Annotated in this window: 15 protein-coding genes; 5 read left to right on the plus strand and 10 right to left on the minus strand. The window is 72.6% G+C overall.

Features of this window, described 5'->3' with window-relative positions:
* The first annotated feature begins 30 nt into the window (after positions 1-30).
* Positions 31-375, plus strand: a complete 345-nt coding sequence (locus MFF56_RS26615) for a CsbD family protein (protein ID WP_238231762.1) — start codon at positions 31-33, stop codon at positions 373-375.
* Positions 376-447: 72 nt separating this feature from the next.
* On the opposite strand, the gene MFF56_RS26620 is transcribed toward MFF56_RS26615, so the two are convergent.
* From MFF56_RS26620 to pdxY, 4 genes are all read right to left on the minus strand, one after another.
* A complete protein-coding gene (locus tag MFF56_RS26620) occupies positions 448-1,245 on the minus strand; it encodes a 3-hydroxybutyrate dehydrogenase (RefSeq protein ID WP_066926265.1) in 798 nt (265 codons plus the stop codon).
* A gap of 91 nt (positions 1,246-1,336) precedes the next feature.
* Complete coding sequence (locus MFF56_RS26625; RefSeq protein WP_066926262.1) at positions 1,337-2,089, minus strand: NUDIX hydrolase; 753 nt, start codon at positions 2,087-2,089, stop codon at positions 1,337-1,339.
* On the minus strand, positions 2,082-2,969 hold the full coding sequence (locus MFF56_RS26630) for a PhzF family phenazine biosynthesis protein (RefSeq protein ID WP_197430718.1): 888 nt from the start codon (positions 2,967-2,969) through the stop codon (positions 2,082-2,084). Before MFF56_RS26630 ends, MFF56_RS26625 begins: the two co-directional genes overlap by 8 nt.
* A 48-nt stretch (positions 2,970-3,017) precedes the next feature.
* The gene (gene pdxY, locus MFF56_RS26635; RefSeq protein WP_066926273.1) at positions 3,018-3,866 is read right to left on the minus strand and encodes a pyridoxal kinase PdxY; all 849 of its coding nucleotides are present in this window, start codon (positions 3,864-3,866) and stop codon (positions 3,018-3,020) included.
* A gap of 138 nt (positions 3,867-4,004) precedes the next feature.
* On the opposite strand from pdxY, the gene MFF56_RS26640 reads away from it, so the two are divergent.
* The 4 genes from MFF56_RS26640 (at position 4,005) to MFF56_RS26655 (ending at position 5,834) form a co-directional block, all read left to right on the plus strand.
* The gene (locus MFF56_RS26640; protein ID WP_066926256.1) at positions 4,005-4,526 is read left to right on the plus strand and encodes a DedA family protein; all 522 of its coding nucleotides are present in this window, start codon (positions 4,005-4,007) and stop codon (positions 4,524-4,526) included.
* Positions 4,527-4,596: 70 nt separating this feature from the next.
* A complete protein-coding gene (locus MFF56_RS26645; RefSeq protein ID WP_066926252.1) occupies positions 4,597-5,103 on the plus strand; it encodes an MmcB family DNA repair protein in 507 nt (168 codons plus the stop codon).
* Positions 5,104-5,169: 66 nt separating this feature from the next.
* Positions 5,170-5,577: a putative toxin-antitoxin system toxin component, PIN family gene (locus MFF56_RS26650; protein ID WP_238231780.1), complete on the plus strand. Its 408-nt coding sequence runs from the start codon at positions 5,170-5,172 to the stop codon at positions 5,575-5,577.
* A complete protein-coding gene (locus MFF56_RS26655; RefSeq protein WP_066926245.1) occupies positions 5,577-5,834 on the plus strand; it encodes a YlcI/YnfO family protein in 258 nt (85 codons plus the stop codon). Before MFF56_RS26650 ends, MFF56_RS26655 begins: the two co-directional genes overlap by 1 nt.
* A 7-nt stretch (positions 5,835-5,841) precedes the next feature.
* Here MFF56_RS26655 and MFF56_RS26660 read toward each other — a convergent pair whose 3' ends face one another.
* From MFF56_RS26660 to rpoZ, 6 genes are all read right to left on the minus strand, one after another.
* Complete coding sequence (locus tag MFF56_RS26660) at positions 5,842-6,711, minus strand: NAD(P)-dependent oxidoreductase (protein ID WP_066926242.1); 870 nt, start codon at positions 6,709-6,711, stop codon at positions 5,842-5,844.
* 52 nt (positions 6,712-6,763) lie between these two features.
* Positions 6,764-8,161, minus strand: coding sequence for an ATP-binding protein (locus tag MFF56_RS26665; RefSeq protein ID WP_066926239.1), 1,398 nt, complete (start codon positions 8,159-8,161; stop codon positions 6,764-6,766).
* On the minus strand, positions 8,158-8,877 hold the full coding sequence (locus tag MFF56_RS26670; protein ID WP_066926270.1) for a response regulator: 720 nt from the start codon (positions 8,875-8,877) through the stop codon (positions 8,158-8,160). Before MFF56_RS26670 ends, MFF56_RS26665 begins: the two co-directional genes overlap by 4 nt.
* Positions 8,878-9,193: 316 nt before the next feature.
* Positions 9,194-11,425, minus strand: coding sequence for a RelA/SpoT family protein (locus MFF56_RS26675; RefSeq protein ID WP_066926236.1), 2,232 nt, complete (start codon positions 11,423-11,425; stop codon positions 9,194-9,196).
* Positions 11,426-11,553: 128 nt separating this feature from the next.
* Positions 11,554-12,636 carry an acyltransferase family protein gene (locus MFF56_RS26680; protein WP_066926233.1) on the minus strand — a complete coding sequence of 361 codons (1,083 nt, stop codon included), beginning with the start codon at positions 12,634-12,636 and terminating at the stop codon, positions 11,554-11,556.
* 124 nt (positions 12,637-12,760) lie between these two features.
* The gene (rpoZ, locus tag MFF56_RS26685; RefSeq protein ID WP_066926230.1) at positions 12,761-13,174 is read right to left on the minus strand and encodes a DNA-directed RNA polymerase subunit omega; all 414 of its coding nucleotides are present in this window, start codon (positions 13,172-13,174) and stop codon (positions 12,761-12,763) included.
* Positions 13,175-13,191 lie beyond the last annotated feature (17 nt).

The following is a 13,191-nucleotide window of genomic DNA, read 5'->3' on the forward strand; positions in this document are numbered from 1 at the left end:
GCGCCCCGCAACCGAATGGGAGAGACCACCATGGTTGACACGGATCGGATCGTCGGCGGCGCGAAGGAGTTCGCGGGCCGCGCGCAGGGCGCGGCGGGCGACTTCGTCGGCTCGAACCGGGACTCGGTCGAGGGCCGCTACCGCGAGGCCCAGGGCACCGCGCAGAACCTCTACGGCCAGGCCAAGGACACCGTCCGCGACGTGGCCGACAACGCCGGCAGCTACGCTCGCGACGCCTACGACCGCGGCGGCTCGTACCTGCGCGAGGGGCGCGAGGCGGTGGGCTCGCGCGTCGAGGAGAACCCGCTGATCGCCCTCGTGCTGGCGGGCGCCGTGGGTTACGGCCTCGCGCTGCTGCTGCACGGCCGCCGCTGAGCCGAGGTCGACGGATTTGCCTCCCCTCTCCCCGCACGCGGGGAGAGGGGATCCGCGGAGAACGCGGCTGCGCTACTGCGCCGTCCAGCCCCCATCCATCGTCATGTTCGCCCCCGTGATCTGGCTCGCCGCGTCCGAGCACAGGAACACCGCCAGCGCCGCGACCTGATCGACCGTGACGAACGCCTTCGTCGGCTGCGCCTTCAGGAGCACGTCGTCGATCACCTGCTCCTTCGTCAGCCCGCGGGCCTTCATCGTGTCGGGGATCTGCGCCTCGACGAGCGGCGTCCAGACGTAGCCGGGCGAGATGCAGTTCGCCGTGACCTTGTGGGGGGCGAGTTCGAGTGCCGCCGTCTTGGTGAGCCCCGCGATGCCGTGCTTGGCCGCCACGTAGGCCGACTTGTAGGGCGAGGCGACGAGCGAGTGCGCCGAGGCCGTGTTGATGATGCGCCCCCATTCCCGCCGCTTCATGCCGGGGATCGCGGCCTGCATGGCGTAGAAGGCCGAGGAGAGGTTGATCGCGATGATCTGCTCCCACTTCTCGCCCGGGAACTCCTCGATCGCCGAGACGAACTGGATGCCGGCGTTGTTCACCAGGATATCGACCGTGCCGAAACGCTCCTCGGCGTCGCGCACCATGGCGGCGATCTGGTCGGGCTTGGTCATGTCGGCGTCGGAATAGTGCGCCCGCACGCCGAACGCGGACGCGATGCCGGCGCGTGCCTGCTCGATCTCCTCCGGCTTGCCGAATCCGTTGAGCACCACGTCGGCGCCCGCCTGCGCGAGGCCGCGGGCGATCGCGAGCCCGATACCGCTGGTCGAGCCGGTGACGATCGCGGTCTTCGAGGTGAGCGGGGCGGTGGACGACATGGGATCTCCGGGGCTCGCGCGGGCGCACTTCTCCGGGGGCAACCTGTCGCCGCGCGGCGCCGAGGACAAGGCCGGCCGCGCGACGGCCGGCTCAGGGCGTCACGTCCGCCACCGCGGCATCCGTGAAGGCGCTCGCCAGATAGGCCCGCACGAAGGGCGGCATCCGGCCCGCGTCGATCTCGCGGGCGGCCCGCACGGTGACGACGCGTTCCAGCTCGGGCTCGGTCTCGGCCAGCCGGTGCCGCTCCATCCGGGCCGCGAGCGCCGCGGCGCTCTCCGGAAAGCGGGCCGGGTACAGGAAGGCGAGCTGCCCGTCGCCGCGCAGCAGCGCCCACTCCCCCGCCATCGCGTCCGCGACCCCGCCCGGCAGGGCGAGGCCGGTCTCCTCGCGCAGCTCGCGCACGGCGCTGCCCGCGAGATCGACGACCGCCCCGCGCACGTCGTCCCGGTCCGGCGTGCCGCAGGGGAAGTAGATCTGTCCCGCATTGGCGGTGTGCGCGCCCATCTCGCCGAGGAGCACGGCGCCGTCGGCGCTCCAGGGCACCACCGCCGCGAAGGCGTTGGCGACGTGGCCGTCCGGCGAGCCCCCGTCCCGGTAGGCGAGGAAGGCCGCGTAGCGGGTCTCGAAGAAATCCACCCGGCAGGCGCCGTCCGCGATGGCGCAGAGGCAGGCGAGCAGCACCGGCCCGTCGAACAATCCGGGCTGCAGAGCGAGCCGGCGGCGCCAGTTCTCGGCGATGCGCTCCGCGTTGTCGCGCGCCCAGGCCCAGTCGTAGGCCACCAGCCGCGCCTCGATATGGGCGAGGCGCACCACCTCGAACCCGTAGGGCCGGCCCTCAGACATGCAGGGCGCCCTCCGAGACGAGGACCGCGCCGCCGCCGATCTCGACCGCGCGCAGGGCGCCGGCCTCGACCACCACCTGCAGGTCGATCCCGCTCGGGCGGCCCATGGCCTCGCCCTGGCGGATCGCCACGTCGTGCGTGCCGTCGCCGAGCGTCTCGAACTGCATCAGCACGCCCGCGAAGGCGGCGGCGGCCGAGCCGGTGGCCGGGTCCTCCGGCATGCCGAGGCGCGGGGCGAACATGCGGGCGCGGTAGCGCCGGCCGAGCCCTTCCGGATCGGGCGCGTAGGCGTAGAGCCCTTCCGCGAAGCCCGCCGGCACGCCGAGCGGGCTCAGCGCGTCGAGCCGCTCGAGCGAGGCGACGGGCAGGAAGGTGAAGGCCGGGCCCGCCCCGTGCCGGCTCGGCCGGTGACGGCCGAAGCCGATCTCGTCGGCGGCAAGGCCCAGCGCGGCGGCGAGCGCCTCCGCCGCCTCCGGCTCGCCGAGATAGCTCGGCAGGACCGGCAGCCTGAAGCGCGCCCGGCCCCGGCCCGCGCCCGTCTCGACCACGCAGGGCACCACGCCGATCGCCTCCTCCAGGCCGAAGGCGACCGCGTCGGCGGCCTCCGCCCGGGCGTCCCGCAGGGCGAGCAGGACGGCGGTGCCGACGGTGGGATGGCCGGCGAAGGGCAATTCGCGCGTCGGCGTGAAGATGCGCAGCCGTGCCCGGTGCCGCGGCTCGGCCGGAGGGAAGACGAAGACCGTCTCCGACAGGTTGAACTCGCGGGCGATCGCCTGCATCGCCGCCGTGTCGAGCCCCTCCGCGTCGAGCACCACGGCGAGCGGGTTGCCCGCGAGCGGCGCGTCGGTGAACACGTCGAGGGTGGCGAAGCGGCGGCTCATGACGGGCATCCCTGGTCGTGGCGTCGGGAGGGCTTCGAAGGACGGGGCTCAGACGGGCGCGACCGGAAACGTCTCGCTCGGGGCGACGAACTCCTCCTGCGCGGCGACCGTGAGGATCTCGCGCGAGCCGGCCTCCATCGTGCGCTTCAGGAGACCGTAGACGGAGGCGCCCGCCATGCCCAGCGCCAGCGCCGCCGAGCCGGTACGGGCGTAGTGCACGAAGAACAGGGCGGCGATGCAGTCGCCCGCGCCGTTGACGTCGAGGCCGAGGCGGGGCGTGCGCAGGCACCAGAACTGGCCGCCCTCCCCGGCCAGCAGGTCGATCGACCCGGCGGGCGTGGCCTCCGTGATCAGCGAGGTAACGAGCACCACGCGCGGCCCCATCGCCCGAAGCGCCTCGACACCCGCCTTGGCGCCCGCGAGCGTGTGCGTCGCGAGGCCCGTCAGCGCCTCCAGCTCGAACTGGTTCGGGGTCACGATGTCGGCGGCGGGGACGGCCTGCTCGCGCATGAACTCGGGGATGCCGGGCCGGACATAGACGCCCCGGCCGATGTCGCCCATCACCGGATCGCAGCAGTAGAGCGCCGCGGGGTTGGCCGCGCGCACCGCCGCGACCGCGCCCAGGATCGCGGTGCCGATATCGGCCGAGCCCATGTAGCCGGAGAGCACGCCGTCGCAGGTGCCGAGCACGCCGCGCTCGCCGATGCCGGCGACCAGTTCCTCGATGGAGGGCCCGTCGAAGACGCGCCCGCGCCACGCGCCGTAGCCGGTGTGGTTGGAGAACTGCACGGTGTGGATCGGCCAGACCTCGACGCCGAGCCGCTGCATCGGGAACACCGCGGAGGCGTTGCCGACATGGCCGTAGGCGACGTGGGACTGGATCGACAGGACCTTCACGGGCCGCAAACCTCTCTCGCGACGGACCCTGCCTGTTAGCGCCTTTGCGCGGGCGCCGCACCCGCGCGCACGGCGGAGCTTGCACCACGGCGCGACCCGCCCCAGATCGCGGCTCACCCTCGCCGTGACGGATGCCCGATGGATCTCGAAGCCCTGCGGACCACGGCCCTCGGCTTCGTGGAGACACACAAGGCGTGGGCGCCGCTCTTCGCGGGTGTCTGCGCCTTCTGCGAGTCGATCGCCTTCCTGTCGCTGCTGGTGCCGGCCACCGTGATCCTCGTCGGCATCGGGGCGATCGTGGGCGCGGCCGACATCGCGCTCTGGCCGGTGGTGCTGGCGGCCGGCACGGGTGCGGGCCTCGGCGACTGGCTCTCCTACGCGTTCGGACGGCACTACGGCGACAGCGTGCGCCGGATGTGGCCGATGCGCAACTATCCGGACATGGTGGCCCGCGGCGAGGCCTTCCTCGCCCGCTGGGGCGCGGCCTCGGTCGCGCTCGGGCGCTTCGTCGGCCCGGCCCGCGCCGTGGTGCCGCTGATCGCCGGCACGTTCGGCGTGCGCCCGCTGCCCTTCCAGGTCGCCAACTGGACCTCGGGCTACGTCTGGGCCTTCGTGCTGCTCGCGCCGGGGGCGGGTCTGCTGACGTGGTTCCGGGGCTGAGGCGCCGACCTGCCGCAGGTGACAGACCGGGTGCGGTCTTGGCAGAGTGTTCCGAAACGGAACAGTGCCGATGCCCGCCCTCGCCGCCCGCAAGCTCGACCCTTCGCCCGACCTCGTTCTGCCCCCCGACGGGCGCCAGTCGCCGACCGCGCTGCGGCTCCAGCGCGGCGTGCGCCGCCTGTTCTCGGAGATGGGCTGCGCGACGCTGCCCGAGTTCTCGCTGGTCAACGGCCGCCGGGCCGACGTGATCGCGCTGTGCGGGGCGGGCCGGCTCACCATCGTGGAGATCAAGTCGAGCGTGGCCGACTTCCGGGCCGACCGGAAATGGCCGGACTACCGCGACTTCTGCGACCGGTTCTTCTTCGCGATCCCCGACAGCGTGCCCGAATCCCTGATCCCGGAGGAATGCGGCCTCATCGTCGCGGACGCCTTCGGGGCCGGCATCGTGCGCGAGGCGCCGGAGCACGCGCTGAGCGGCGCGCGCCGCAAGGCGGTGACGCTGCGCTTCGCCCACAGCGCCGCCCGCCTGCTGCACGCGCTGGCCGATCCCGGAGCGGTGCGGGAAGGCGCGCTGTAACACCGGCCATCGGCGCGCTCGATTGACGGGGCCCGAGAAGCTCATATCATCGGCGATATGCGCTTGGTGCTCGACACGAACATCGTCGTCGCCTCCCTGCGCAGCCCACAGGGTGGATCCGCCGAACTTGTCCGACGCGTGAAGGCAGGGCGATATCGGATGCTCGCGAGCGTGCCGCTCTTCATCGAGTACGAGGCCGTGGTGACGCGAGCCGAGCATCTGGCGGCCGCAGGCGCCTCACGATCCGACGTGATGAACGTGCTCGACGTTCTCGCCGGTTGCATCGAGCCGATCGAGATCCACTATCTGTGGCGACCGCGGCTGCGTGACCCGGGCGACGACATGGTGCTGGAAGTTGCCGTCAACGGTCGAGCGGATGCCATAGTGACGTTCAACCGGGCCGATTTCGGCACCGTCCCGGCAGATTTCGGCATCGCGCTGCTCGGGCCCGCGGATGTTCTGAGGAGATCCTGATGGCAGCCGGCGGCAACTACGCTCTCCGCCTTCCCGTTTCCCTGAAACAAGCTGCCGAGACGGTGGCGCGCGCGGACGGCACGACCCTGAACCAATTCATCGTGACGGCGGTCGCCGAGAAGCTCGCCGCCCTGAAGACGGCCGACTACTTCTCGGAGCGGTCGAAGCAGGGTGACCCGGCCGCCTTCGACCGCTTCATGAACAGGGAGGGCGGTCAGCCGCCGGCTCCGGACGATCTATGGGATCCGACCGGCTGAGCGTCCTTCAGGCGCGCCCGCTGCGCCGCGCCGAGACGCGCGCCAGCGCCGACCAGTCCTTCTCGCCGTCGCCGTGGGCGATCGCCTCGATCAGGCCGTCGCGGACCGCGCTCGCGAAGGGCATCGGCACGCCCGCCACCTCGGCGGCCTGGAGGGCGAGGCGCACGTCCTTGGCGCCGAGGCGGAGCGCGAAGCCCGCCGGCTCGTAGCGCTCCTCCGCGATCAGCGCGCCGTAATTCTTGTAGGCGGGCGCGGCGAAGAGCGTGCTGGTGAGGAGGTCGAGCAGGTCCGCGCCCGGGACGCCGTGCGCCTCCGTGAAGGCGCAGGCCTCGCCCATCGCCTCGATCGCCGAGATCAGCATGAAGTTGCCGGCGAGCTTCACGGCGTTGGCCCGCGCCGGCTCGGTGCCGAAGCGCCAGGTCTTGGCGCCCATCGCGTCGAGGAGGGGCGCGGCGCGGACGATCTCCGCCTCGGGCCCGGCGGCCACGATGTTGAGGGCGCCGCGCTCGGCCGCGTCCGGCCGCCCGAAGACCGGGGCCGAGACGTAGGGCACGCCGGCCCGCTCGTGGATCGCCGCGAGGTCGCGGGCCAGCGCCACCGAGATCGTGCTCATGCCGAGATGCAGGCCCGGGCGATCGGGCTGATCGAGCAGGCCGCCCTCGACGATCACGGCGCGCAAAGCCGCGTCGTCGGCGAGCATCGTGAGCGCGGCGTCGCCCCGGAAGGCCTCGGCCGGGCTCGCGACCGGGATCACCCCCGCCAGACCCTCGGAGGCGCCGGGCGAGCGGTTCCAGACCCGGACCGTGTGGCCCGCCGCGACCAGCCTGCCCACCATCGCGCGGCCCATGCGCCCGAGCCCGATGAAGCCGACATCCATCCGCGTTCCTCCTCTGTCGATATCCCGACAACGCGGGAGGGCGCGAGAAGGCTCAGGCGGCGCGGCCGAGGGTCTCCGGGGCCCGCAAAGGCTCAGGCTCGTGCTCGGGCGGCTGCCGCGCGGCGAGCGGCAGCTCGATCGAAGCCGCGAGGCCGCCCTCTGGCCTGTTCTCGAGCACGAGCCGGCCCGCATGCGCCTCGACGATCGCCTGCACGATCGAGAGGCCGAGGCCGAAGCCCGTCGCGTCGTTGAGGTTGCGGGCCCGATCGCCGCGCACGAAGGGCTGGAGCATCGCCTCGCGCTCGGCCTCGGCGATGCCGGGGCCGGAATCGCGCACCTCCACCCGCACCCCGCGGGGCGTCGTCTCCATCAGCACGCGGGCCTCGCCCCCGTACTTCACGGCGTTGTCGATGAGGTTGGTGATCGCCCGCTGCAGGTCGTCGGCCCGGCCCCGCACCAGCACGTGGCGGCTGCGCTCCACCGCGGCACGGGCGCCGATGTCGGCGAACCCGTCGCAGACCGTCTGCACCACCGAGGCGAGATCGACCAGGGTGTGGCTGCCGGTGTCGCGGGCCTGCCCGTCGCGCACGAAGGAGAGCGCGGCCTCCACGAGGCCGTTCATCTGGTCGAGGTCGCGCAAGGTCGCGGCACGGGCGTGCTCGTCCTCGATGAACTCGGCGCGCAGGCGCAGCCGCGTGATCGGCGTGCGCAGGTCGTGGCTGATCGCGGCGAGCATCTGCGTGCGGTCGTCGATCAGGCGGCGCACGCGGGCGCGCATCCGGTCCAGCGCGCGCGAGACCGCCAGCACCTCGCGCGGCCCCGCCTGGGGCACGGCGGCGTGGTCGTCGCGGGTGCCGAAGGCCTCGGCGGCGGCCTCGAGGCGCGCGAGCGGCGCGGTGAGCGCCCGCGTCGCCCAGAGCGAGAGCAGCGCGAGCGTCAGCCCGAGGAACACGAAGGTGAAGATGATGGCGCCCTGCCGCGGCGGGGTGAGCGGGTCGTCGGGCACCACGACCTGGAAGCTGGCGCCGGCCGGCGTCCGGATGCCGAGGCGCAGCACCGGGTCGCCGCGACGCGTCTCGGAGCCGAGATCGGTGATGGCGAGCGCGCGCCCGAAGCCGTCGCGGAGCCGCCGGATCACCGCGTGGTCAAACTCGGCCCGGCCGTCCTGGCCGTCCCAGGGCGCGATCTCGAGGGTGGGCAGGCTCCGGGCCGAGGCGGCGATGAGCGCGTCCCGGCTCCCGGGCTCGGAGGCGTCGAGCAGCCGCGCCACGGTCGCGGCGCGCCCGACCATCACGCCGGGCCGGTCGTCCGGCCGCCAGGGCTCGCGCAGGATCACGAAGGCCAGCGTCGCCACGACATGGGCCACCGCGATCGCCGCCACGATCAGCAGGACGATCTGCCCGGCGATGCTGCGCGGGCGCAGCCGCGCGCGAAGTCCCGCGAACGTCATGACCGGGTGACCTCCGGGGTGAACAGGTAGCCGCCCGAGCGGATCGTGCGGATGATCTCGGGGTTGCGCGTGTCGCGCTCGATCTTCTGGCGGATCCGGCTGATCAGCACGTCGATGCTGCGCTCGAACGGGCCGGCGGCGCGCCCCTGCGTCAGGTCGAGGAGTTGGTCGCGGGAGAGGACGCGGCCGGGGCGCAGGCAGAGCGCGTGGAGCAGGTCGAACTCGGCGCCCGTCACCGCCACGCGCGCGCCCTCCGGGCTCAGCACCTGCCGGAGCGCCACGTCGAGGGTCCAGCCGGCGAAGTGGAGCTTGCGCACGCCGTCGTCGTCGGGCGCGCTCGCCGTGCTCCGCCGCAGGATCGCGCGGATCCGGGCCAGCAGCTCGCGCGGGTTGAAGGGCTTGGCGAGGTAGTCGTCGGCGCCGAGTTCGAGCCCGACGATCCGGTCGATCTCCTCGGTCTTGGCGGTCAGCATCAGGATCGGGATCGCCGAGGTGGCGCGCAGGCGCCGGCACAGGGCGAGCCCGTCCTCGCCCGGCAGCATGATGTCGAGCACGATGAGATCGACCCGGGCGTCGCCCAGCGCCCGGTCCATCTCGCGCCCGTCGCCCGCGACCGTCACGCGGCACTCGTTGCCGCGCAGGTAGCGCGCCACGAGGGCGGAGATCTCCCGGTCGTCCTCGACGACGAGGATGTGGGGGCTGGCGGGTGCGGACATCGGCGCGTGTTCGACGGCGATCATGCCGCTGTTATGCCTGGGTTTTCTGGATATCGAAGCGGGCGGGCCGGTGCAAATTTGTAACCGCGCGTTTCCGGACGGGCGGCGGATACGTTCGGCAACGGTCCGGGACGGATTCCTTTCGTCGGGATAGCTTCCGTCCCCCCGAACAGCCCTATCGCACAGGGCGGCCACCTCGTTCCGGATCGCGCCCGAACCGCGCCGCGCCCCCTCTCCCTATGGGAGAGGGGACTCGTGCTACCCGAGACAGGACTTGGTCGATCAGCCTTCCGCTTTGCCCGAAGGAGCGCGCGTCCTACCCGTTCACCCGCTCCACCCGGCTCACCGCGCGCTTGCCGCGCAGCTCCGCCACGATCGCGTTGAGGTGCTGCAGGTCCCAGACCGACATGTCGATGGTGATGTCGGTGAAGTCCTGCGTGCGCCGCTTCATCGAGATGTTGTCGATGTTGCCGTCGTGGTCGGCGATGACCTGGGCGATCTGCGCGAAGGTGCCGGGCTCGTTGATCGATTGCAGGGCGATCCGGGCCGGGAAGCGCTCGGTGGCCGGGCCCTCGATGTCCCAGCGCACGTCGATCCAGCGGTCGGGCTCGTTGTCGAAGGCGGCGAGCGCGGCCGACTGGATCGGGTAGATCGTCACCCCCTGCCCCGGCGTCAGGATGCCGACGATGCGGTCGCCCGGCACCGCGCCGCCGTTCGGCGCGAAGCTCACCGGCAGGTCGCCGTCGAGGCCGCGGATCGGGATGGCGTTCGGGTCGGCACGGCCGTCGCCCTCCGGCAGGGTGAGGCGGATGGTCTGGTCCTTCGAGCGGGTGAGCCGGCCCGCCCCGTTCACGGGCAGCTGCGGCGCGCTGGAGGCCGCCGCGCGGCGCTCGTCCTTGTAGTCGGGGTAGACCGCCCGCACGACGTCGCCGGAGAACATCTCGCCCCGGCCCACCGCCGCGAACACGTCCTCGGTCGAGCCCCGGGCGAGACGGGGCAGCGCCCCGCGCAGCTTGTCCTCGGAGAAGCTCTTGCCGGCCCGCTCGAAGGCGCGGTCGAGGATCTGGCGACCGAGCCCGGCATATTGCCGCCGCACGGCCGAGCGCGTCGCCCGGCGGATCGCGGCCCGCGCCTTGCCGGTCACGACGAGGGATTCCCAGGCGGCGGGCGGCGCGGCGCCGTCGGAGCGGGCGATCTCGACCTCGTCGCCGTTGGTCAGTTCGTGCAGCAGCGGCACGATCCGCCCGTTGATCTTGGCGCCGACGGCGGTGTTGCCGACGTCCGTGTGCACCGCGTAGGCGAAATCGATCGGCGTGGCCCCGCGCGGCAGGGCGATCAGCCGGCCCTTCGGGGTGAAGCAGAAGACCTGGTCCTGGAAGAGCTCGAGCTTCGTGTGCTCGAGAAACTCCTCGGGCGAATCGCCCTCCGCCAGGAGTTCGATGGTGCGGCGCAGCCACTGGTAGGCGCCGCTCTCAGTGGCGAGCTTCGGGTGCACGCCCGCCTCCCCCCGCGCGGCCGCCTCCTTGTAGTGCGCGTGCGCCGCGATGCCGTACTCGGCGATCTCGTCCATCGCCTCCGTGCGGATCTGGAGCTCGACGCGCTGGGAGCGCGGCCCGATCACCGTGGTGTGGATCGAGCGGTAGTCGTTCTGCTTCGGCGTCGAGATGTAGTCCTTGTAGCGGCCCGGCACCATCGGCCAGGCGGTGTGCACCACGCCGAGCGCCGCGTAGCACTCGGGCAGCGTGTCCACGACCACGCGGAAGCCGAAGATGTCGGACAGCTGCTCGAAGGCGACGGACTTGCGCTCCATCTTCGACCAGATCGAGAACGGCTTCTTCAGCCGCCCTGTCACCGAGGCCCGGATGCCCTGCGCGGCGAGCTTGGCGGTGAGGTCCTGCTCGATGGTCTCGACCATCCGCTCCGATTTCTGCGAGAGCGCGCTCAGCCTCTGCGTGATCGTCTCGTAGACGTCGGGCTTGAGGTTGCGCAGCGAGAGGTCTTCCAGCTCGTCGCGCAGTTCCTGCATGCCCATGCGGCCGGCGAGCGGCGCGTAGATGTCGAGCGTCTCCTGGGCGATGCGGGCGCGCTTCTCGGCCGGCATGTGGCCGAGCGTGCGCATGTTGTGCAGCCGGTCGGCGAGCTTGACGAGGAGCACCCGCACGTCCGCCGCCACCGCGAGCAGCAGCTTGCGGAAGTTCTCGCCCTGCGCCGCCTGCTTGGAGACGAGGTCGAGCCGCTTCAGCTTGGTCAGGCCGTCGACGAGCGCGCCGATCTCCGGCGAGAACAGCTCGCGGATCTCGTCGAGCGTGGCGGCGGTGTCCTCCACGGTGTCGTGGAGCACCGCCGCCACGATGGTGGCGTCGTCGAGCCTGAGGTCGGTGAGGATCGCCGCGACTTCGAGGGGGTGGGCGAAGAACGGGTCGCCCGAGGCGCGCTTCTGCGTGCCGTGGGCGCGCATCGCGTAGACGTAGGCACGGTTGAGCAGGGCTTCGTTCGCGGCCGGGTTGTAGCGCTTCACCCGCTCCACGAGTTCGTACTGGCGCATCATAACGCGAGACAGACCCTTGCCCTCAGTCCGATCCCGGCCCACTCGGCCGTACGGCGCAGTCTCCCGCATCGCACGCGCGGACGCCAGATGCACGCGGTCGCATCAGGTCGGATTCCCGCGCGGGCCGCTCAGGTCTCCGCAACGGGGGCGCGGTCGGGGGCGTGCTCGTAGGACGGCGGTGCCGCGGCGCGGCCTTGCCGGAGGCGCGGGCGCACCCGCATGGCGGGCCGCTCGACCGCGACGTGGAGGAACCACGCCAGCGCCAGCGCGACGGGGATCGACAGCAGGGCCAGCACCGCGACGCGGGCGACGGGGTCGGCGAGGCCCAGGGCGGGCTCCAGCCGCACGGCGAGTTCGAGCCCCGTCGTGTGGCAGAGGTAGAACGGGTAGCTGACCGCGCCGAGGAACAGGATCGGCCGCGCGCAGAGGAGAGCGGGCGGCCGGGCGCGCAGGCAGGCGATGACGACGGCCGCGCCGAGCATCTCGAAGGGCCGCGCCACCGCGCCGTGCGAGAGCACGAAGCTCGCGAGCGTCAGCAGCGCGAGGCCGGCGACCAGGGTGGAGCGCCGTGCCCAGATCCGGCCGGGACAGGCGCCGACCAGCGCGCCGAGCAGGAAGGCCGGGAAGAACAGGAAGAGGTTGCTGCCCCGGAAGGCCGGCGCGGCAACGAGGACGGAGAGCAGCAACGCGACGAGGCGGGCGCGCGAATCGCCCGCCAGCAGCCACGCGCCGAAGAGCGCGAGGCTGCACAAAACCTCGGTCTGCAGGGACCAGAGCACGCCGTTCATGCTGGTGCTGAGGAGCAGCATGTTGGCGACGAGTTCGCCCGCCGAGGCGTTGAGGATCAGCCCGAGCGGCAGCGCGCTGGCGATGGCCACCGGCAGCAGCCGGTAGGCGCGCCCGACGAGGTAGTCCGGCCCCTCGGCGGGACCCGGGCGGCCCCGCAGGAAGGATTCCCAGAGCACGTGCCCGCTCAGCACGAAGAAGAGCGTGACGGCCGCGTCGCTCGGGGCGACGAGGTAGAGCAGGCGCAGGCCGACCGCCTCCGCCGACATCCCGGCCAAGTCGCGGACCGTGCGGCCCCAGAGGTCGAGCCCGGTCACCGCGAGGTTGCAGTGCCCGACCGCGACCGCGAGGGCGGCCAGCCCGCGCAGGCCGTCGAGGGCGGCGTTCCGGGCGCCGGCGTTTCCCGCGATGCGCGCGATGGTCATGGGCCCGTTCTGAGGCGCTTTACGGCCCGGCGCCAGGGCGGGCGGGACCCGCGCGCGGTATCGCCATACGAAAAAGGCCCGGCGTTGCCGCCGGGCCGACGCGCGCGCCGGGGCGCGGATGGGCTCACTCGCCGGTGTCTTCCTCGGTCTCGACCGGGGGCGCGAGGTTCTCGAGGCCGCGCAGCAGGTCGTCCTCGCTCATGCGGTCGAACTGCACCGCGCTGTCGTCCGAGGACGACTGGGGCGCGACCGCCGCGGCGGCGGGGGAGCTGGAGAGCAGCGGCACCGTCTCGGCCTCGGGCTCGTCCACCTCGACGTACTTCTGCAGCGAGTGGATCAGCTGCTCCTTGAGGTCGTCGGCGGTGATGGTCTCGTCGCCGATCTCGCGCAGCGCCACGACCGGGTTCTTGTCGCGGTCGCGGTCGATGGTGAGCGGCGCGCCCGCGGCGATCAGGCGGGCCCGGTGGCTCGCCAGCAGAACCAGCTCGAAGCGGTTCTCGACCTTCTCGATGCAGTCTTCAACGGTGACGCGAGCCATGCGGGGCGGCTCCTTTA

The sequence above is a fragment of the Methylobacterium hispanicum genome (assembly GCF_022179285.1).
Taxonomy (GTDB): domain Bacteria; phylum Pseudomonadota; class Alphaproteobacteria; order Rhizobiales; family Beijerinckiaceae; genus Methylobacterium; species Methylobacterium hispanicum.